The organism is Frigoribacterium sp. CFBP 13605 (genome assembly GCF_014839405.1).
Classification (GTDB): Bacteria; Actinomycetota; Actinomycetes; order Actinomycetales; family Microbacteriaceae; genus Frigoribacterium.
Window position 1 is genome coordinate 1 of sequence record NZ_JACYNS010000015.1, and the last position, 19,107, is coordinate 19,107.

Annotated in this window: 21 protein-coding genes; 8 read left to right on the forward strand and 13 right to left on the reverse strand. The window is 71.6% G+C overall.

The window, feature by feature from the left end:
* Positions 1-1,421, reverse strand: a 1,421-nt coding sequence (locus IFT36_RS05655; RefSeq protein WP_200412629.1) for an acyltransferase family protein, incomplete at its 3' end; no start/stop codon positions are given.
* 162 nt (positions 1,422-1,583) lie between these two features.
* Between IFT36_RS05655 and acs the strand changes: the two genes are divergently transcribed.
* From acs to IFT36_RS05670, 3 genes are all read left to right on the forward strand, one after another.
* Positions 1,584-3,641, forward strand: a complete 2,058-nt coding sequence (gene acs, locus IFT36_RS05660; RefSeq protein WP_200412630.1) for an acetate--CoA ligase — start codon at positions 1,584-1,586, stop codon at positions 3,639-3,641.
* Positions 3,642-3,737: 96 nt separating this feature from the next.
* On the forward strand, positions 3,738-4,343 hold the full coding sequence (locus IFT36_RS05665; RefSeq protein ID WP_123571164.1) for a nitroreductase family protein: 606 nt from the start codon (positions 3,738-3,740) through the stop codon (positions 4,341-4,343).
* Positions 4,344-4,402: 59 nt separating this feature from the next.
* A complete protein-coding gene (locus IFT36_RS05670; RefSeq protein WP_056049731.1) occupies positions 4,403-5,200 on the forward strand; it encodes an isocitrate lyase/PEP mutase family protein in 798 nt (265 codons plus the stop codon).
* Positions 5,201-5,312: 112 nt separating this feature from the next.
* On the opposite strand, the gene IFT36_RS05675 is transcribed toward IFT36_RS05670, so the two are convergent.
* The 5 genes from IFT36_RS05675 to IFT36_RS05695 all read right to left on the reverse strand — a co-directional run bounded on the left by IFT36_RS05675 (position 5,313) and on the right by IFT36_RS05695 (position 9,258).
* Positions 5,313-6,500 carry a YihY/virulence factor BrkB family protein gene (locus tag IFT36_RS05675; protein ID WP_199859768.1) on the reverse strand — a complete coding sequence of 396 codons (1,188 nt, stop codon included), beginning with the start codon at positions 6,498-6,500 and terminating at the stop codon, positions 5,313-5,315.
* Between the two features lie 3 nt (positions 6,501-6,503).
* Positions 6,504-6,920 (reverse strand): DUF3618 domain-containing protein, encoded by a 417-nt coding sequence (locus IFT36_RS05680; RefSeq protein WP_200412631.1) that lies wholly within the window; start codon positions 6,918-6,920, stop codon positions 6,504-6,506.
* Positions 6,901-7,329, reverse strand: a complete 429-nt coding sequence (locus tag IFT36_RS05685; protein ID WP_056049738.1) for a phage holin family protein — start codon at positions 7,327-7,329, stop codon at positions 6,901-6,903. Before IFT36_RS05685 ends, IFT36_RS05680 begins: the two co-directional genes overlap by 20 nt.
* Positions 7,322-7,732, reverse strand: coding sequence for a YtxH domain-containing protein (locus tag IFT36_RS05690; protein ID WP_123570908.1), 411 nt, complete (start codon positions 7,730-7,732; stop codon positions 7,322-7,324). Before IFT36_RS05690 ends, IFT36_RS05685 begins: the two co-directional genes overlap by 8 nt.
* 137 nt (positions 7,733-7,869) lie before the next feature.
* Positions 7,870-9,258, reverse strand: a complete 1,389-nt coding sequence (locus tag IFT36_RS05695; protein ID WP_056049741.1) for a glycosyltransferase 87 family protein — start codon at positions 9,256-9,258, stop codon at positions 7,870-7,872.
* Between the two features lie 103 nt (positions 9,259-9,361).
* Here IFT36_RS05695 and IFT36_RS05700 point away from each other — a divergent pair, with 103 nt between their 5' ends.
* Positions 9,362-9,895 carry a MarR family winged helix-turn-helix transcriptional regulator gene (locus tag IFT36_RS05700; RefSeq protein ID WP_236556889.1) on the forward strand — a complete coding sequence of 178 codons (534 nt, stop codon included), beginning with the start codon at positions 9,362-9,364 and terminating at the stop codon, positions 9,893-9,895.
* Between the two features lie 79 nt (positions 9,896-9,974).
* Here the strand turns inward: IFT36_RS05700 and IFT36_RS05705 are convergent, their stop codons facing one another.
* Genes IFT36_RS05705 through IFT36_RS05730 form a run of 6 tightly spaced genes read right to left on the reverse strand, consistent with a single transcriptional unit; the run spans position 9,975 to position 15,390 of the window.
* The gene (locus IFT36_RS05705) at positions 9,975-10,958 is read right to left on the reverse strand and encodes a prenyltransferase (protein ID WP_307785034.1); all 984 of its coding nucleotides are present in this window, start codon (positions 10,956-10,958) and stop codon (positions 9,975-9,977) included.
* The gene (locus tag IFT36_RS05710) at positions 10,955-11,371 is read right to left on the reverse strand and encodes a lycopene cyclase domain-containing protein (protein WP_082460645.1); all 417 of its coding nucleotides are present in this window, start codon (positions 11,369-11,371) and stop codon (positions 10,955-10,957) included. The genes IFT36_RS05705 and IFT36_RS05710 overlap by 4 nt, the downstream gene beginning before the upstream one ends.
* Positions 11,368-11,742, reverse strand: a complete 375-nt coding sequence (locus IFT36_RS05715) for a lycopene cyclase domain-containing protein (RefSeq protein ID WP_200412632.1) — start codon at positions 11,740-11,742, stop codon at positions 11,368-11,370. The genes IFT36_RS05710 and IFT36_RS05715 overlap by 4 nt, the downstream gene beginning before the upstream one ends.
* Positions 11,742-13,445 carry a phytoene desaturase family protein gene (gene crtI / locus IFT36_RS05720; protein ID WP_200412633.1) on the reverse strand — a complete coding sequence of 568 codons (1,704 nt, stop codon included), beginning with the start codon at positions 13,443-13,445 and terminating at the stop codon, positions 11,742-11,744. Before crtI ends, IFT36_RS05715 begins: the two co-directional genes overlap by 1 nt.
* On the reverse strand, positions 13,442-14,323 hold the full coding sequence (locus IFT36_RS05725; RefSeq protein WP_056049749.1) for a phytoene/squalene synthase family protein: 882 nt from the start codon (positions 14,321-14,323) through the stop codon (positions 13,442-13,444). Before IFT36_RS05725 ends, crtI begins: the two co-directional genes overlap by 4 nt.
* Positions 14,320-15,390 (reverse strand): polyprenyl synthetase family protein, encoded by a 1,071-nt coding sequence (locus tag IFT36_RS05730; RefSeq protein ID WP_307785035.1) that lies wholly within the window; start codon positions 15,388-15,390, stop codon positions 14,320-14,322. Before IFT36_RS05730 ends, IFT36_RS05725 begins: the two co-directional genes overlap by 4 nt.
* A gap of 18 nt (positions 15,391-15,408) precedes the next feature.
* Between IFT36_RS05730 and idi the strand changes: the two genes are divergently transcribed.
* Entirely contained in the window at positions 15,409-15,978 is a 570-nt protein-coding gene (idi, locus tag IFT36_RS05735) for an isopentenyl-diphosphate Delta-isomerase (protein ID WP_200412634.1), read from the forward strand.
* A 120-nt stretch (positions 15,979-16,098) separates the two neighbouring features.
* Here the strand turns inward: idi and IFT36_RS05740 are convergent, their stop codons facing one another.
* Entirely contained in the window at positions 16,099-17,241 is a 1,143-nt protein-coding gene (locus IFT36_RS05740) for a fatty acid desaturase family protein (RefSeq protein WP_159825601.1), read from the reverse strand.
* A 155-nt stretch (positions 17,242-17,396) separates the two neighbouring features.
* On the opposite strand from IFT36_RS05740, the gene IFT36_RS05745 reads away from it, so the two are divergent.
* The 3 genes from IFT36_RS05745 to IFT36_RS05755 are packed head-to-tail and all read left to right on the forward strand — an operon-like array spanning position 17,397 to position 19,055.
* Complete coding sequence (locus IFT36_RS05745; RefSeq protein ID WP_157485561.1) at positions 17,397-18,080, forward strand: hypothetical protein; 684 nt, start codon at positions 17,397-17,399, stop codon at positions 18,078-18,080.
* A gap of 34 nt (positions 18,081-18,114) precedes the next feature.
* Entirely contained in the window at positions 18,115-18,813 is a 699-nt protein-coding gene (locus tag IFT36_RS05750; RefSeq protein WP_307785036.1) for a DUF308 domain-containing protein, read from the forward strand.
* The gene (locus IFT36_RS05755) at positions 18,810-19,055 is read left to right on the forward strand and encodes a hypothetical protein (RefSeq protein ID WP_043594098.1); all 246 of its coding nucleotides are present in this window, start codon (positions 18,810-18,812) and stop codon (positions 19,053-19,055) included. The genes IFT36_RS05750 and IFT36_RS05755 overlap by 4 nt, the downstream gene beginning before the upstream one ends.
* Positions 19,056-19,107 lie beyond the last annotated feature (52 nt).

The following is a 19,107-nucleotide window of genomic DNA, read 5'->3' on the forward strand; positions in this document are numbered from 1 at the left end:
GGACCGGAGCCGTCGACGCCGTCGCCGTCGGCACCGCCGTCGGACGCCCCGGCCTCGACGGAGGCCCCGAGGCCGGTGCCCCCTGCGACGGGCGGGAGCACGGGCGGCGCCGCCACGGGCCGGACCGAGACCACCGCGGCCACCACCATCACGACGGCCAGCATGCCCAGGCCCCCGAGGGCGGCCCGACCGGCGGACGGCGCCTGGTCGTCGGCCCAGCGACGCCACAGCCGACGACGGCCCTCGCCCCGTCGCGGGGCGAGCAGGGGCGACGAGATGAAGGGCTTCTCGACGAGGTGGTGACCCACCACGGCGAAGCCGAGCGACAGGGGGTAGGCCAGCAGCTCGCCCTCGGGCACGACCGCGCGGATCATGACGACGATCGGGAAGTGCCAGAGGTAGAGCGAGTAGCTGATCGCACCCAGGTAGTCGGTGACCCGGTTCGCCAGGGGCGCCGGTGCGACGGCCCCGGGCACGCCGCCGCCCACGACGACCGCCAGGGTGGCGACCACGGGAAGCGCTGCCCACGGGCCCGGGAACGCGGTCTGCCCGTCGACGACCACGACGCTCGCCAGGATGCCGACGAGACCGAGCCAGCCGAGCGTCGTGCCGATCGCCCGCGGCAACCGCCGGGTCAGCGGAACGGCCAGCGCCGCCAGGGCACCGAGCCCGAGTTCCCAGACCCGGGTCAGCGTCGAGAAGTAGGCGCCCGTCGGGTCGCCCGCCGTGTCGACCACGGCCCAGACGAACGACGCCGCGCAGAGGGCGGTGATCACGGCCGCGAGCACGAGCCGTCGGCCCGACCCCGACCCCGTGCCCGCCTCGCGGGAGACGGCCGCGGGGCGCCCCGGACGCCGCAGGCCGAAGCCGAGGACGACGATCACGAGGAGCGGCCAGAACGCGTAGAACTGCTCTTCGACCGAGAGCGACCAGAGGTGCTGGAAGGCCGAGACGGGCCCGTCGGCGGTGAAGTAGTCGGTGCCCACGGCGGCGAAGTGCCAGTTGGCCACGAAGGCGAGGGAGTAGAGGGCGTCGACCCCGAGCCCGATCACGCGTCGGTCGGGCAGGAGGACCGTCGCGGCGAGCAGGGTCGCGACGACGACGACCAGGGCCGCCGGCAGGAGGCGTCGGACCCGGCGACGGTAGAAGTCGGCCAGCGAGATGCGGCCCGTCCGGGCGTGCTCCCGGAGCAGCAACCCGGTGATCAAGAAGCCCGAGATCACGAAGAAGACGTCGACGCCCACGAAGCCGCCGTGCGGCCAGCCCGAGACGTGCTCGAGCACGACCGCGACGACGGCGACGGCGCGCAACCCCTGGACGTCGCGACGGAAAGCTGCCGACCCGCCGCCCGTCGAGGAAGCACCACCCCGACGCGACGACGAGGGAGCGGACGGAGGGCGGTGGGGGGTCGAGTCGGACATGCTTCTCTCTCGGGTCGGAATCACGTGACATACCAATATCTCACGTCGCATCCCGAACGACAAGGGCGGTCGGTCTCGCCGGCCGCCGCCACGGTCCCCGCGCGTTACGCAGCGTTGCCCCGCGACGCCCACCAGCGACGTGCCGCCCGTAGCGTGGGACGCATGGCCACCAGCGACACCATCTCGAACCTGCTCGACGAGCGACGGACCTTCGCCGCGCCTCCTGCGCTCGTCGAGGGGGCCAACGTCACCTCGGCCGAGCACGCCCGCGCGGCCGCCGACCCCGTCGCGTTCTGGGCCGAGGCGTCGCAGCGGCTCGACTGGCACAAGCCGTGGACGGTCGCGCACACCTGGAAGCCCGTGACCGAGGGGCCGGACGGCACGCTCACCGTGCCCGAGGCGACCTGGTTCGCCGACGGAACGCTCAACGTCGCCGTCAACTGCGTCGACCGGCACGTCGACGCCGGCCTCGGCGACAAGGTCGCCCTGCACGTCGAGGGCGAGCCCGGCGACCGTCGTGACATCACCTACGCACAACTGCAGCGCGAGGTCGTGAAGGCCGCCAACGGCCTGCGATCGCTCGGCGTCGAGAAGGGCGACCGGGTGGTCGTCTACCTGCCGGTCATCGCCGAGACGATCGTCGTGACGCTCGCCATCGCCCGACTCGGCGCGATCCACTCGCTCGTCTTCGGCGGCTTCTCGGGCGAGGCGTTGAAGTTCCGCGTCGAGGACACACGGGCCAAGCTGCTGGTCACGACCGACGGGCAGTTCCGACGAGGGTCCGCGGTGCCGGTCAAGGCGAACGCCGACCACGCCGTCAGCGGCGACAACGAGATCGAGCACGTCCTCGTCGTGCGGCGCACCGGCGAGCAGACGCCCGACGTGCCGTGGACGGACGGCCGCGACCTCTGGTGGCACGACGTCGTCGACGCGCAACCCGACACCGACGAACCCGAGTACTTCGGCGCCGAGACGCCGCTGTTCATCATGTACACGAGCGGCACCACCGGCAAGCCCAAGGGACTCGTGCACACGAGCGGCGGCTACCTGACGCAGGCGAACTGGACCCACTGGGCCGTCTTCGACGCGAAGCCCGACGACGTGCACTGGTGCACGGCAGACCTCGCCTGGGTGACGGCGCACACCTACGAGATCTACGGTCCGCTGTCGAACGGCCTGACCCAGGTGATCTACGAGGGCACGCCCGACACCCCGCACCCGGCCCGCCACCTCGAGATCATCGAGCGCTACGGCGTCACCACGTACTACACGGCGCCGACGCTGGTGCGGACCCTGTCGTCGTGGTTCCCCGAGGGACTGCCCGACACCTACGACCTGTCGTCGCTGCGCCTGCTCGGCACGGTCGGCGAGGCCATCAACCCCGAGGCGTGGGTCTGGTTCCACGAGCAGTTCGGCCGGGGCCGGTGCCCGATCGTCGACACGTGGTGGCAGTCCGAGACGGGGGCCGCCGTCATGGCCCCGCTGCCCGGTGCCGACACCCTCAAGCCCGGCTCGTCGCTGCGGGCACTGCCCGGGCTCTCGACCGCCGTGGTCGACGACGCCGGCGAGCGCGTGCCGAACGGGAGCGGCGGCTACCTCGTCGTGCAGCGGACCGGACCGGCCCTCGCCCGCACGGTCTGGGGCGACCCCGAGCGGTACCGCGACAGCTACTGGGCCACCTACTGGCGGCAGGGCTGGTTCTTCTCGGGCGACGGCGCGAAGTACGACGCGGACGGCGACATCTGGGTGCTCGGCCGGGTCGACGACGTGATCAACGTGTCGGGGCACCGCCTGTCGACCATCGAGATCGAGTCGTCGCTCGTGTCGCACCCGGCCGTCGCCGAGGCCGCCGTCGTCGGCGTGGCCGACGACCGCACCGGCCAGGCGATCGCGGCGTTCGTGGTGCCGTCGACACGGCCGGAAGGAGGCGCGGTGCGGGACGCCGGCGACGTCGCCGAGCCGTCGGTGTGGGCTCCGCTCGCGGGGTCGCTGTCCCCCGTGCTGCGCGCCCACGTGGCCGACCAGATCGGGCCGATCGCCAAGCCCGCGACCGTGTTCGTCGTGCCCGACCTGCCCAAGACGCGCTCGGGCAAGATCATGCGGCGGCTACTGGCCGACATCGTCGACGGCCGCCCGCTCGGCGACACGACGAGCCTGCAGGACGAGACCGTGCCCGGCCGGGTGGCGGCGATCCTCGCGGAGGCGACCCGCGCCTCCTGAGGTCGGGAATCACCGGCCCACACCGAGGGTTACCGTGGTCGGGGCCCGATGACGCGCCTCGCCTCCCCCGTCCCGTTCCGAGAAGAAAGCGTCGTCATGTCGATCTCCGAGACCACCGCCGCCCCGTCCACCCTCCGCACCGCCGAGACGAGCGTGCCGCTCGTGCCGCTGCTCGACGAGCGCTGGAGCCCCCGCTCGTTCGACCCGACCGCCGAGATCTCGGACCGTCAGCTGGACGCCCTGCTCGAGGCCGCCCGCTGGGCACCGTCGGCCGCGAACACGCAGCCGCGTCGCTTCGTCGTCGGCCGTCGCGGCACGGCCACGTTCGACACGATCGTGAAGGCGCTCATGGGCTTCAACGCCGCCTGGGCGGGCAACGCGTCGGCGCTCGTCGTCGCCGTCGCCGAGACCTCGACCGTCGAGGGCGAGGTGCGCCAGTGGGCCGAGTACGACCTCGGCCAGGCCGTCGCCCACCTCACGGTGCAGGCACACGCCGAGGGCTTCCACACGCACCAGATGGCCGGCGTCGAGTGGGACGAGATCGTCGCCGCGTTCGGCCTGACCGACAACCTCAAGCCCGTGACGGTCACGGCCGTCGGCGTCGTCGACGAGGCCGACAAGCTGATCGAGGCCCTCGCCGAGCGCGAGACCGCCCCTCGCGAGCGCCTGCCGCTCAGCGAGCTCGTCCTGCGGCGCGACTAGCAGCTCGGCGAGGCGAGCCCGGGCTGGTGCCTGCCAGCCCGGGCTGGTTGGCTGGGCGCATGTCGATCTCCAGCACGGCCGAGAAGGCCGAACTCCTCCGCTCCCTCCACGTCCCCGGCGACCCGCTGATCGTGACGAACGTCTGGGACAGCATCACCGCGCGCATCGTCGCGGGCGCACCGGGCGTGAAGGCCCTGGCCACCGCCTCCCACTCGATCAGCGAGGCGCACGGCGTCGAGGACGGCGAGGGCCTCGACGTCGACGACATGCTGGCCGCCGCCCGCATCGTGATCCGCTCGGTCGACCTGCCCGTCTCCGTCGACTTCGAGAAGGCGTACGCGACCGACGCCGCCGGCACGCTCGACAACGTCTTCCGCCTGATCGAGGAGGGCGCCGCAGGCCTCAACATCGAGGACAGCATCGGCCAGGCCAAGGCGCCCCTCTACGACATCGACACCCAGGTCTCGAAGATCGCCGCCGCCCGCCGCGCCGGCGACCGCGCCGGGGTGCCCATCGTGATCAACGCCCGGGTCGACGCCCTGGCCGGCGACCCCGACTCGTTCGACGACGCCGTCACCCGCGCCAACGCCTACCTCGACGCCGGCGCCGACTGCGCCTTCGTCCTCGGCCTGGGCACCGAAGACCTCGTGAAGGCCGCCCTCGACCGGATCGACGGCAAGGTCAGCGTCATCTCGAACCCGTCGTCCGTGCCGCTCGCCCGCCTGGCCGAGCTCGGCGTCTCGCGCGTCAGCTTCGGGCCCACCACGATGGGCCTGACGCTCTCGCATCTGCGCGACGCCGCCACCACCCTCACCGCGCGGGGCGACTACCCCGCCGAGCTCGGCTTCTCGTTCTGACCGACGGCCGGTGCGGGCGGGGCTCGCCCACCGGCTGACGAACGACGCGACCCGCGCCTCCCGAGCTCGTGAGAGCCGAGGAGGCGCGGGTCGCGTCGTCAGGGGACGTCACCTAGTCGTCGCGGTCGCCTTTCGAACGATCGCCCTTCGAGTGCCCGTCCCCGGCGCGCTCGTCCTTCTTCCGGTCGGACTCGGACGCCTCGGAGCCGCCCTCGCCGTCCGGCTCGGGCACCTCGTCGCCGTTCCGCTCGATGGTCGCGGCGGCGGCCTGACGCAGTCGCATGCCGGCGAGCTCGTCCTTGGCGAGGGCCGCGGCCTTCTTCTCGCTCTGGGCCGTGTCACGGGGTGGCAGCAGGATGTCGCGCTCGGCCCGGAGGCCGGCCTGCAGCTCGCGACCACGTTCGAGTTCGGCGTCGAACTCGGCTCCGAAGAGCAGGGCGTTGTTCGTGATCCAGAGCCACAGCAGGAACACGATGACCGCACCGAGCGAACCGTACGTCTTGTTGTAGTTCGAGAAGTTCGCGATGTAGAACGCGAACCCCACGGACGCGACCAACCAGATGACCAGGGCCACGAGCGACCCGAGGCTCATCCACTTGAACTTGGGCTGCTTGACGTTCGGGGCCCAGTAGTAGAGCACCGCCACGATCACGACGGCGATGATCGCGAGGATCGGCAGCTTCGCGATGTCCCAGACGAACACCGCGGTGCTGCCCAGTCCCACGAGGTCGCCGACCGTCTCGGCCACGGGGCCGCTGATCACCAGGATGAGGGCGGCGACCACGATGAGCACCACCGTGAACGCCGTGACGCCGAGCATGGTCGGGCGGAGCTTCCAGATCGGACGCCCCTCGTCGATGCCGTAGACGCGGTTCATGGCCCGCCCGAAGGCGCCCACGTAGCCGGAGGCCGACCAGAGGGCACCGAGCACACCGACGATCAGGGCGACACCGGCGGCCGACGACTCGGTCAGCTGCTCGACGGGACCCCGCAGGAGAGCAGCGACGTCCTCCGACCCGAACTGTGAGACCAGGTCGAGCAGCGTCTTGGCCGTCGAGTCCGCCTGCCCCACGACGCCGAGCAGCGACACGATCGCCAGCAGCGCCGGGAAGATCGCCAGAACCGCGTAGTACGTGAGTGCGGCGGCGAGGTCGGTGCACTGGTCACGGGTGAACTCGCGCAGGGTCTTGCCCAGCACGTACCCCCAGGAGGGCTTGGAGACGTCCGACAGGTCTTGCGGCTTGCGCGAGTCGTCGGCGTCGGGTGACTGCTGCTCGCGCTCGGTGCTCTTCTGCGCCATCGGTCAGCGCCTGATCGTCTTGACGATGCCGGCGACGAGCGCGACGACGCCGACGGCGCCGGCCGCTGCGGCCGCCACGACGGGCTTCGGGTCGCGATCGAGGCGCCGTGAGACGCTCGCCTTCAGCCGACGGGCGTGGGCAGGGACGCTCAGCTTGTCCTCGATGGCGTCGAGCGTCGCCGCGAACTCTTCACGGGTACGGGCGAGGTCGAGCTCGATCTCGGGGATGCTCGCGCCGGCGCGTGGCCCGGCCGCGTTCTCGGCGTCCTTGTCGGGAGACGTGCTGCCGTGGGCGTCGTCGCGCTCTTCGGCCGCACGCGCCTCGGCGAGCTCGGCACGGGGGTCGGGCTGGTCGCCCTTCCCGTGCTTCGACCCGCCGTGCTTCTCGTGGTCTCCTGCGTCAGTGCTTCTCGGAGTCATAGCTGCCCTGCCCCTTCAACGCGCTGACGTCGGCCTTCACGCTGGCGACGGCCTTCTCGGGGGTCGGCGGCACGCCCTTCTTGAGGGCTTTGATGCCGAGCAGGGCCAGGACGGCCGTGATCACGAGCAGGACGGCGGCGACGATGAGCGCCGCGAGCCAGGGGGCGACGACCGTCGCCAGCCCCAGGACGCCGGCCGTGATGAGCACGGCGAGCAGGAAGAAGCCGAACAGTGCGGCTCCGACCAACAAGCCGACACCCACCCCGGCCTCTTTGGCCTTCGTGGCAAGCTCGGTCTTGGCCAGCGCGATCTCGCCGCGGATGAGGCGCGAGATCAACTCGGGCAGGCTGCCGATCAGCGAGCCGAGCGAACGTTTGGTGCTCTGTTCGGGTGCCTTCAGGTCACTCACCGACCGTCACCCCCGGCAGCTTGTCGTCGTCGGGGCTGGTGCCCGAGGTCTGCTTCTTGACGTCGTCGGCCTTCTCGTCCACCTTGTCGGCGGCCTTGTGGGCTGCCTCAGTGGCCTTGGCGGCGACCTTGTCGGTGGCGCCCGAGCCCTTGCCCGAGACGGACTTGGCCTTGGAGCCGACCGCGTGGGCGGCGTCGTTCGCGACGTCCTGGGCCTTCTTGGCGACGACCGGAGCGTTCTCCTTCACGAAGCCCTCGGCCTGCTGGACGCCCTTCTGGACGGTCGGGTTCTCCCACAGGCTCTCGGCCTGGTCCTTGATCTTGACGTACGCGCCGCGACCCGCGCGGGCTCCGAGGACGTATCCGACGGCCGCTCCTGCGACGAAGAGGATCTTGCCTTTCATGAGTGCTCCTTGGCTCGTGGTGGCAGGTAGGCCTTCCACGCTGGCACGACCCGGCGTGGACGGCTCAGATTGACCGGGCGACCGGGGACGACGCCGCCCGGCGCCGGCCTGGGGACGAGCCGCCCCCGACACCGCGGTCAGGAGGCGCGGGCCGCCACGAGCGGGACGCCCACCTCGAGCGCGTCGCTGCGCACCGTGGCGACCGCCAGTCGCACGAGGCGCACCGCGCACCAGCAGAACAGCACCACGAGCAGGCCGTTGCGGGCGCCCAGGACGAGCACGGCGACCGGGTTGAGCTCGATCAGCGGCCGGTAGAGGATCGGGAACACGAGCGTCGTGAGCCCCGAGGCCCAGGCGGTCAACACGGCGGGCGTCCGGAACGCCTCGGGACGCGAGGCGTAGCCCACGGCCACGATCGGTACGATCCAGAGCAGGTACTGCGGCGACCCCACCTTGTTGAAGACCACGAACGCGAGCGTGAGGGTGAGGGCGCCGAGCAGCACCGTGCCGAACTCGTCGCCGCGATCACGAGCCGGGACGACGGCCGCGGTGCGCCCGGAGCCCGCCGACCCGCGCCTCCCGGGCTCGGCCCACCGGGGCAGCCCGAAGGTCGCCACGGCCAGCACGCCGGCCAGCAGCACGAGGACGGCGAGCATGACCTGCGTGCTGTCGTTGATCATCCAGGTGTCGCCCGGGCCCATGACCTCGCGCGTGGCGAGGGCGACGTTCTGGTAGACCGAGGCGCCGGGGACGCGCAGCATGGCCATCCAGAGCCAGGGCGTCGAGAGGGTCGCCTCGAGCTGCATCGCCCGTCCCGACTGCATCGTCACGAAGCTCGTGATGTCGTCGGCCCCGCGGCCGAGCAACACGCACGACACGACGACCATGGTGACGAGCACGCCCCCGCGCAGCACGACCGCCCGGTGACGCGACCCGACGACGACCGCCGCGATGACGGCGGCGGGCCAGACCTTAATCCAGGTCGCCGCGGCGAGCAGCAGCCCGGCCACCCGCGGACGCGTGGACAGCAGCATGAGGGCGGCGACGACCAGCGGCGCGCTGAACCCCTCGAGCCGGAGAAAGGCCACGGGGCTGAGCACGAGCGTCACGAGCAGCCACCACCAGGCTGCCCGGTTGTCGACCGTGCGACGACCGCGGTCGGTCAGCAGCCAGAGCGCGACGGCGTTGAGGGCGGTCAGCAGGGCCAGCCAGACGAACTGGTAGTGCTGTTCGCCGAAGACGTTCGGCAACACGATCGGGACGATCGCCCCGGCCGGGTAGACCCACGAGAAGTCGAGGACCGGCCAGACGCCCTCGCTCAAGGCCCCCGTCGCCCACAAGCGGTAGAGCGGCAGGTCGCCGCTCACCCCGCCGCCGATCATCAGCGGCGTGAGCGCCAGGAACACGGCGGCGTGCACGGCGACGAAGCCGTAGAGCAGCCCGCGCGGATGCGCCTGCACGCGCGACCAGGTCCGGCGGAGGCGCGTGGGGAGGGGCGCAGGCGCGACGGCGCTCGAGGTGGTCACGCCTCGAATGTACGGCCGCGTCCTTGCCGTTGTCTTTCCGGCAGGTGAATCCATCGGAAGATCACTCTCGAGACGGAGGTCCGACCGGTGTACGGTGCCGACCATGGACCGACGACGTTCCGCAGACGCAGGCGAGGTCACCCCGCCGACCGACGACACGCACGCACCCGACGAGCTCGGAAGCGTCGACGACGACCTGGCCGTCGACCGGGGGCGCCCGATCGGCTTCTGGTTGAGGCTCGTCGACGGGCTGATCGACCGGCGCTTCGAGGAGGTCCTCGACGAACACGGGGTCACCCGCCGGCAGTGGCAGCTGCTCAACCTGCTGGAGCGCGGCCCGGCGACCCGCGCAGCACTCGACGGAGCCGTCGCGCCCTTCCTCGACCCGGCCACGGGCGAGTCCAGCTCGGACCACCTCGCCGAGCTGGTCGAGAGCGGCTGGGTGAGCCTCGCGACCGACGGGGTCGGTGACGATCGCTACGCCCTGACCGAGCGCGGGAGCCTCGCGCACCGCAAGCTCGTCGACGTGGTCGAGGGCATCCGCGACGAGACGGTCCGGGGGGCCGAGCCGGGAGCCCACGCGACCACGGTGCGCTTCCTGCGCAGGGCTGCACTCAACCTCGGCTGGCGCCCCTGAGCGCCCGGCCTGCCCGCGGGCCGAGGGCCGAGGGCCGAGGGGCTAGGGGCGAGGGCCGACGACCGCAGGAGGCGCGGCGTCAGCCCCGCAGGAACACCCACCAGATCATGAGCATCGTCACGACGAACCCGCTGACGAAGTTGAGCGCCAGGAAGCGTCGCCACCCGCGGTTGACCTCTTCGGCCCGGTCGTCGGTCACGTTCCACCAGGGGGCGCAGCTGATCGCGTAGGGCAGGGTGAGCAGGGCCGCCAGCGGGCCGGGCCACTCGGTGAAGGTCAGCAGCACGCCGGCCAGCAGGTAGGCCACCACCGAGAGGCGGACGGTCGCCCGGGCGCCGATCTCGGTCGCGATCGACGAGATACCGCCCTCGCGGTCGGCGAGCACGTCCTGGACGGCTCCGAACGCGTGGCTCGCGACGCCCCAGAGGAAGAACGCGCCGAGCAACGCCCACAGCTGGGGCGTGAACGTCGCCCCGGCCAGCACGAGACCGTAGACGGCCGGGCTGACGAAGTGCGTGCTCGAGGTGACCGAGTCGACGAAGGGGCGCTCCTTGAAGCGCAGGCCGGGAGCCGAGTAGGCGATCACGGCGAAGACGCTGACGGCGAGCACGAGCCAGCTGAGCGGGTCGCCGATCGCCACGAGGAACACCAGGAAGGGGACGTTCGTGACCACTGCGGCGCGCAACGTCGTGCGGTGCAGGCTGCGGTCGAGCAGTGCACCCTCGACGCCGCCCTTGCGCGGGTTGTGCAGGTCGCTCTCGTAGTCGAAGACGTCGTTGATGCCGTACATCGCGAGGTTGTAGGGGATCAGGAAGTACAGGGCGCCGACGATCAGCACGAGCCAGTTCACCGGGCCGAGAGCGTTCTCCGCCGCGAAGAAGAGGACGGCCTCCGTGCCGGTCGGCGTCACGTCGACCTGGGACAACGGCTGGTACGACCCCAGGTAGCCGGTCGTCACCGGTGCGAGCAACGAGGTCAGCACGTACGCCGCCGCGAACGGGAACGCCGTGTTGATCCAGCTCAGGGGCCGGGACGAGACGAACAGGGCCTTGATCGTGTTCACGAGCGCGCCTCCTCGACGGTCGTCGACCCGCCGGCCGCCGGCGCCGCGGGGGCGCGGGGCGTCTTCGGGCCGCCGAGCAGCACCCACACCGACGGCAGCAGGACGAGTGCCGCGACCGCGTAGGCGAAGTCCTCGAGCGGGGCGATGCCGACGAAGACCCCGCTGATCCGGGCGGCGTCGTAGCCGACCAGCCCGATCCCGATCATGACGTTGTCGAACACGGCGGTCATCACGAGCAGCACGCCGGTCGCCAGGCCCGCCCCCAGCAGTTGCTCGCGCCGCCGCCGCGACCTCTCGGCCGGGGACGAGGAGGCGCGCGCGGCTCGGCCACGCACGCCTGCGGTCACCAGCGCCAGCACCCCGAGCACCGCGACGATCGACAGGAACACCGCGTTGACGGCCCAGTAGGTCACGACGCCACGCCGTCCACCGATCGACCGGCCTGCGTGGAGCTCGCGTCACGTCGGTCGAGCACGACCGCCGCAGCCATCCGGGCCGCGGCCAGCAGGTTCATCGTCAGGTAGCAGAGCAGCGTCAGGAAGAAGACCTCTTCGAGCGGCAGCTCGGTCGCCACCAGCACGCCGGTCATGAACGAGGTCTCGCCGCGGAAGAAGATGCCGAGGTCGATGCCGACGACGTCCCAGACCAGGAAGAACACGACGCCGACCAGCAGCGTCACCGCCGCCCGGGGCACGTCGCGCCAGAAGAACAGGCGGAACCTGCGGTCGAGCATCACCATGCCGAACAGCGAGACGAGCAACGCCGCGAGGTAGACGAACCCCATCAGCCGACGGCGGGCTCGGGGAGCGGCTCGGTGCTGGTGTCGCCGCGCAGGTTCTTGAGCAGCACCTCGGCGCTGATCAGGCACATCGGCAGGCCGATGCCCGGGCGGACCGACCCGCCGGCGTAGAACAGCGAGTCGACGTGCGTCGAGACGTTGCCGGTGCGGAACAGGGCGCTCTGGGCGAGCGTGTGCGCGGGGCCGAGCATGCTGCCGCTCCAGGCGTTGACGTCGTCGACGAAGTCGCGCGGACCACGGGTGCGCCGCACCACGATCCGCTCGGCGAGGTCGGGCACGTGCGCCCACTCGGCGATCTGGGCGATGACGCCGTCCGCGAGACGCTCGATCATCGGATCGCCGTCACCGTCGACGTCGCCCGAACCGAGGGCCGGGTCGGCGGGCAGCGGCACCAGGACGAAGAGGTTCGTGTGCCCGGCGGGCGCGGTCGACGGGTCGACGGTGCTCGGCTTGCAGACGTACAGCGACGGGGGGTCGGGGATGCGCTTGTCGGCGCCGAAGATGCGCTCGAAGTTCTCGTGCCAGTCGCGGGCGAAGAGCAGCGTGTGGTGCTCGAGCTCGGGGATCTCGCCCTCGACGCCCAGGTAGAGCAGCAGGGCGCTCGGCCCGGGGTTCTTCTTCGCCCAGTACGACGAGTCGTAGGTGCGCAGCTCGTGGGGCAGGAGCTGCGTCTCGGTGTGGTGCAGATCGGCCGCGCTCACGACGAGGTCGGCGTCGACGCGGTGCGTCGCTCCCTCGGCGTCGGTCCAGTCGACCCCGGTCGCCTCGGCGGTCGCCTTCGAACCGCGCGGCAGGGCTGCGCCCTCGACCCCGAGCGGCTGCGTCACGATCCGGGTCACGGTCGCGCCGGTCACGACGGTCACCCCGGCCTCGACGGCCACGTCGCGGATGGCCTCGATCACCGAGATGAGGCCGCCCTGCGGGTACAGCACGCCGTCGTCGAGGTCGAGCGTGCTCATGAGGTGGTACATGCTCGGCGTGTCGAACGGCGACGAGCCGAGGAAGACCGCGGGGTACCCCAGGATCTGACGGAGGCGCGGGTCGGTCACCGTGCGGGACGCGTACGAGTCGAGGCTCGTCAGCAGCAGCCGGGCCAGCTTCGGCAGGCGGACCAGCACGTCTCCGCGCAGCAGGGGCGTGAGGCTGCCGAAGCTCGTGTAGAGGAACCGCCGTTTGGCGATCTCGTAGGTGTCGCGGGCGGACCGGAGGTACCGGCGCATGCGCTCACCGCTGCCCGGTTCGACGCGCTCGAACAGCTCGACGTTCTCTTCCAGGCCGCGCGGGACGTCGATCGGCGCACTCGCCGCGGGGTCGTCGGGCGTGGGCTCGAACAGCACGCGGTAGCCCGGGTCGAGTTCGACGAGGTCGAGGCGCTCGGCGGCCGACGTGCCCATCAGGCGGAAGAAGTGGTCGAAGACCTCGGGCATGAGGTACCAGCTCGGGCCGAGGTCGAAGCGGAAGCCCTCGTGGCTCCACGACCCGGCACGGCCACCGACCTCGTCGTTCTTCTCGAGCAGGGTGACCTCGTGGCCCTCGCGGGCGAGCAGCGCAGCCGAGGCCAGGCCGCTGATGCCGCCGCCGATCACGACGACGCGGCGGCCGTGGCGGGTGACGCTCAGGCCGTGCGACTCGTCGGACGCCCCGGTGCCCGCACCCGTCGCCCCGCGGTCGACCGTGTCGCGGCTCATGCGCGGGCCTCGGGCAGCCGGGTGACGCGACCGGCGGCGGCGCCCGCGGCGATGCGCACCTTGACCGGGTTCGGAACGCGCACGCGCGCCCGGACCAGCGAGGAGGCGGGGGTCGCCTCGAGACGCCGGTTCAGCTCGGCGAACAGGCCGTGGGCCAGTGCCACCGCCCGACGCGAGGACGTCGGCAGCACGGGGATGATCTCGCCGCTCACGCGGAGGTCGTCGTCGATGTCTCGCACCAGTCTCGTCTTGGTCTGCTCGTCGAACGTGGTCACGTCGACTCCGGGGAAGTAGCTGCGGCCGAGCTGCTCGAAGTCGGCCGCGAGGTCACGCAGGAAGTTGACCTTCTGGAAGGCCGCACCGAGGCGCCGGGCGCCCTCTTCGAGTTCGGCGACCGTGCTCGGGGGGAAGGGGTGCCCGTGGAGGAACGCCTTGAGGCACATCAGGCCGACGACCTCGGCCGACCCGTACACGTAGGCGTCGAACGACGCCTGGTCGTGCTCGCGGGCACTGAGGTCGGCCCGCATCGACGCGAAGAACGGTGCGGTGAGCTCGGCCCCGAACCCGGTGGCGCGGGCGGTGCGGGCGAAGGCGTGCACGACCAGGTTGGGGCTGAAGCCCTCGACCAGGGCCCGCTCGGTCTCGGCCTCGAAGCCGTCGAGCAACCGGCCCGCTGCGTCGGCGCCCAGACCGGCCTCGGTCGCGGGGCCGTCGACGATCTCGTCCGCCACGCGCACGAGCGCGTACACGTTCTCGACGTGCTGCCGCACCTCGCCGCCCAGCAGGCGCGAGGCCAGTCCGAACGACGTCGAGTAACGGCGGATCACGCCTCCCGCGGTCGCGTCGGCCACGGAGTCGTACAACGACAAGCCCGTCATCGCACCCTCTCGAGGACGTCCTGGACGACCGGCGTCAACGCCTCGCGCAACGACTCGGGCACCTCGGCCCGGTCGAGCACGTCGAGCGCACGGCGGGCGTGCTGCTCGACGAGTCCCTCGGCGAAGGAGCGGGCGCCGCAGACCTCGAGGCGACCACGGACGTGTTCGGCCTCGGCCTCGCTGAGGTCGGCCTTGCCGATGAACGGCTGGATCGTGAACCACTCGTCAGTGGTCGCGGCGTGGGCGACGAGCACCGTGCGCTTGCCCTCGCGGAGGTCGCCGCGTGTGGTCTTGCCGGTGGCCTCTTCGGCGCCGAAGACCCCGAGCAGATCGTCGACCACCTGGTACGCGACCCCGACCTCGCGGCCGAAGTCGCCGACCGCCGTGACGACGGCCTCGCCCGCGCCCGCCAGGACGGCACCCGCCTGCAGCGGTGCCTCGAACGAGTAGACGGCCGTCTTGGCGCGCTCCATGTCGAGGATCTCGTCGACGGTCGGCAGCTCGGCGGACAGGGAGAACTCGACGTCGACCATCTCTCCGCCCGCGCTGACGAAGATCGCCTCGTCGAGCAGGTCGAGCAAGCGCGTGCGGACGTGGTCCTGGCAGCCGATGCCGAGCAGCATGCGGCTGGCCCCGGTCAGCGCGAGGTCGCCGGCGATGACGGCGGCCGACATGCCCCGGTGCTCGGCCGCGGGGGTCGGGATGCCCGCCGTCGTGGCGGTGTCGCGGTAGCTGCCCGAGACGTTGGGGATGCCGCGTCGCGAGAAGTCGCGGTCGATGACGTCGTCGTGGACGATCAGGGCCGTGTGCAGCAGCTCGAAGGCCGCGCCGACCCGGGCCACGGCCTCGTCGTCGGTGCCCCCGAGGGCGTCGTAGGCCGTGAAGACCATGCGGGGCCGGAAGCGCTTGCCCCCGGCGCTGTTGCGCTCGAGCACCGACCAGAGATCGACGTACCGCCAGCCCACGGACTCGGCGCGGCGCTTGGCCAACGCGAAGAAGTCGTCGAGGACGGCGTCGACACGATCGTGTCTCGCCCGCGTGCCTGCGTGCAGGTGATCACCGTCCACCAGGGCAGACTACCTCTCATGACCCGTGAGATCTCGACGCATCCCCAGCCGACGTCCGGTGACCGCCCGGGCGCGCACGACGAGCTCGTGGTGCTCCTCGACGACGAGGGCACGCCCATCGGCACGACCGCGAAGGCGACCGTGCACACCGCCACGACGCCGTTGCATCTGGCGTTCAGCTGTCACGTCACCGACGAACTCGGCCGCGTCCTGGTCACCCGACGAGCCCTGTCGAAGAAGACCTGGCCCGGCGTCTGGACCAACTCGTTCTGCGGCCACCCCGCCCCCGGCGAGACGCCGGCCGAGGCGTTGATGCGGCGCGCCCACCAAGAGCTCGGCATGGAGGTCCGCGACGTCGAGGTGATCCTGCCCGAGTTCCGGTACCTCGCCACGGACGCCTCGGGCGTCGTCGAGAACGAGATCTGCCCGGTCTTCACGGCCCGCGCCGTCGGCCTGCCCGATCCCTCGCCCGACGAGGTCGCCGAGTGGGCGTGGGTCGAGCCCGGAGAGCTGCGCGACGCGGTCGCGGCGGCACCCTTCGCCTTCTCGCCCTGGTTGGGCTGGCAGCTGGCGGCCTGGCCCACCTGAGCGAGACGGACGACGAAGGCTCCTCCGGGGACGACGAGGGTTCCTCCGGGGACGACGAAGGCGCGAGCCGGATCGCCTGACCCGGCCCGCGCCTCCTGCGGTCCTGTTGTTCGACGCCGCCTAGCGCGGACGCATCGCGTACGCCGCGGGGCAGTCGAACGGGTCGCGGGCCGAGAGGCCGACGCGGTTGAGGTACCGGATGACGATCGCGTACGACTTGCCGATCGTCGTCTCGGTGTAGGGGATGCCGTGCTCGGCGCAGTGCGCCTTCACCAGGGCGCTGGCCGCGCGCAGGTTCGGACGCGCCATGCTCGGGAAGAGGTGGTGCTCGATCTGGTAGTTCAGCCCGCCCATGAAGGCGGTCGAGTGCCGACCCGTGATGTTGCGCGAGGTGAGCACCTGCTTGCTCAGGAAGTCGACCTTCGCACCCTCGGGGATGATCGGCATGCCCTTGTGGTTCGGGGCGAAGGACGACCCCATGTAGAGGCCGAAGACGGCCATCTGCACGCCGATGAAGGCAAAGGCCATGCCGAGCGGCAGGAACCAGAAGACGACGCCGAAGTAGGCGACGAGGCGCACGGCGATCAGCGTGATCTCGAGCGCGCGGCCCTCGACCTTGTCACGGCCGAGCAATGTGCGGAACGAGGTCACGTGCAGGTTGACGCCCTCGCCGAGCAGCAGGGGGAAGAAGAAGTAGCCCTGACGGCGGGTGATGAAGCCGAGCACGCCGCGCTGCTTCGCTGCGTCCTCTTCGAGGAACGAGATCGTGTCGAACGCGATGTCGGGGTCTTTGCCCTTGGTGTTCGGGTTGGCGTGGTGGCGGCTGTGCTTGGTCATCCACCACGCGTAGCTGATGCCCACGACGCCGGCCGCGAGGACGCGACCGACCTTGTCGTTGCGCGTGCCCGACTCGAACACCTGGCGGTGCGCGGCCTCGTGCGTGAGGAACGCGAACTGCGTGAGGATGACGCCGAGGGCAGCGGCGATCAACAGCTGGAACCAGCTCGAGCCCAACAGGACGAACCCGGTGGCCGCGCCGCCGAGGCACGCGACGAGGACGACGAAGACCGTCACGTAGAAGCCGGTGCGGCGTTGCAGCAGGCCCGCCTCGCGCACGGACTTGAGCAGGCTCGAGTACGTGCTGGTCGGCTTGCCGACCTGTCCGGCGACGGTGGGGCGGAACCCGGCGGGTGCCGCACCTGCCGGTGCGTGGACGATCCGCGGGTACGCGGTTCGGGGGGTCGTGGGGACGGTGGCGGTCATCGGGCTCCCGCGGCTGGTCGACTTCTCAGCCGGGTGGATGGGCCGGAGGCGGCCCGAAGATGGTGCGAACGTAACGGCGTGGGCTGGGAAGGTGTCGGGAGGTCGCCGTGCAGGAGGGTTGCAGCTTCCCGTATTTCACACGTAACCTATCGTCGATGACAGCGAGTTTCGTCGAGCGGCTCAGCGGGGTGGTGCACGACCTCGAGCAGGTGCCCTACAGGACGGGCGAACGCGACGCCCATCAGGGCCACGGCCTGCGGGACTCCGCCCTCGGGGCGGCGGCGTCGGACGCACCGGCCCACGAGATCGAGATCTCCGGACTCGAGGTGCTCGTCGGGCTCTGGCCCGACGCGAAGGACGGCCACGGTTCATGGCTCGGGGGCGGCACCGTGGTCGGCATCGGGCCACGGCCCGCCACGGTCGTGGCGGGCTACGCCGACCTGCTCTTCGTGAGCACCGAGGGCGTCCGACGCACCTACTACCGACTGCTCACCGTCGACCATCCCGACCCCGACGTCGCGACGGTGCGCCTCCTCGAGTGCGTGAAGGAGGTCCGGCCCGGCTGGCGGTCCACGTGGGCCGACACCACCACCGCCTACACCCGGGTCAGCCGGTTGCCGACCGGCGTGCGGATCGCGATGGGGTTGGACACGGCCGAGGGGCTGGCCTCCACCCGACGTTCGCTGGACGGTGTGCTCGCGGGGTTGTCGCTCGAGGCCGAAGGGGTGCTGCGGGTGACGCCTGCCCACATGGCACGTCAGCTCGGGACGCTCAGGGGCCGCGGCTGGCCGTTGACGCTCGGCACCGTCCGCCGCCTGGCGTTCAGGAGCGCGCGGTAAACTCGGCGGGTCCCCCACCCGTGAAAGAGGTCTCGTGACGCCTGCGCACCACGACTCCGGCGCGACCGCCCCCGTGGCGTCGCCCGACCCCTCGGGCAGGGGCGTCGACCCGTCGCTCTCCGCGTACTGGCCCGTCCCCGTGCTGCGTGCCGTCCCGGCCCTCGCGGCCGCGGCGGCCATCACCTTCAACCCCGACCACTCGCCCCAGGTCGGCCTGCTGACCTTCGGGGCGGCGGCGGTCTCCGGCGGTGTCGTGCTCGCCGTCGGATCGGCCCTGCGCCTCCACGACCGCTCGAGCCGCACCATCGCCGTCCTGCAGGGCGTCGTCGGTGCCGTGATCGGCGCCCTCTGCCTCGTCTTCTCGCACGGCCAACTGCCCGTGCTGGTCGCCTTCGTCACGGCCTGGGCCGTGCTGACCGGCGGCCTCGAACTGCTCACCGGCCTGCGACGTCGTCGTCGCTCGCCGCTCGCCCGTGACTGGACGACCGTCGGCGTGCTCACCCTGGTGCTGGCCCTGGTCTTCCTGGTCGTCCCGCCGGACTACAGCCAGCAGCTCGGCGGCATCGAGCAGATCGAGGGCGAACTGACCTCCTCGACCGTGCTCGTCGGCATCCTGGGCGCCTACGGCGCCCTGGTCGGCGTGTTCCTCGTGATCGCCGGCCTCTCGCTCAAATGGCAGACCGGGCACCCGGCCCCTGCCGACACCCCTGACGACAAGGGACGAACGTCATGACCCACCCCACCTGGCGCGACCGGTTCCGCCCCGCCGAGTTCCTCGGACTGTCGGGCGTCTTCGCCGCCTTCGTCGGCCTCGTCGTCCTCATGACGACGCGCGACCTCCAGCTGGCGCTGATCTTCCTCTGCATCGGCTTCATCGTCGCGCTCGTCACGATCGCCATGCTCGCGCTCGCGGCCAAGCCCAACGACGACGAGCGACACGAGATCGACGACGCCGACAAGCCGCGGGGCCACTGACGCGACGCTGATCGACCGCCGCAGTCTCCCGGCCGCTGCCCGTCCCTGCCCG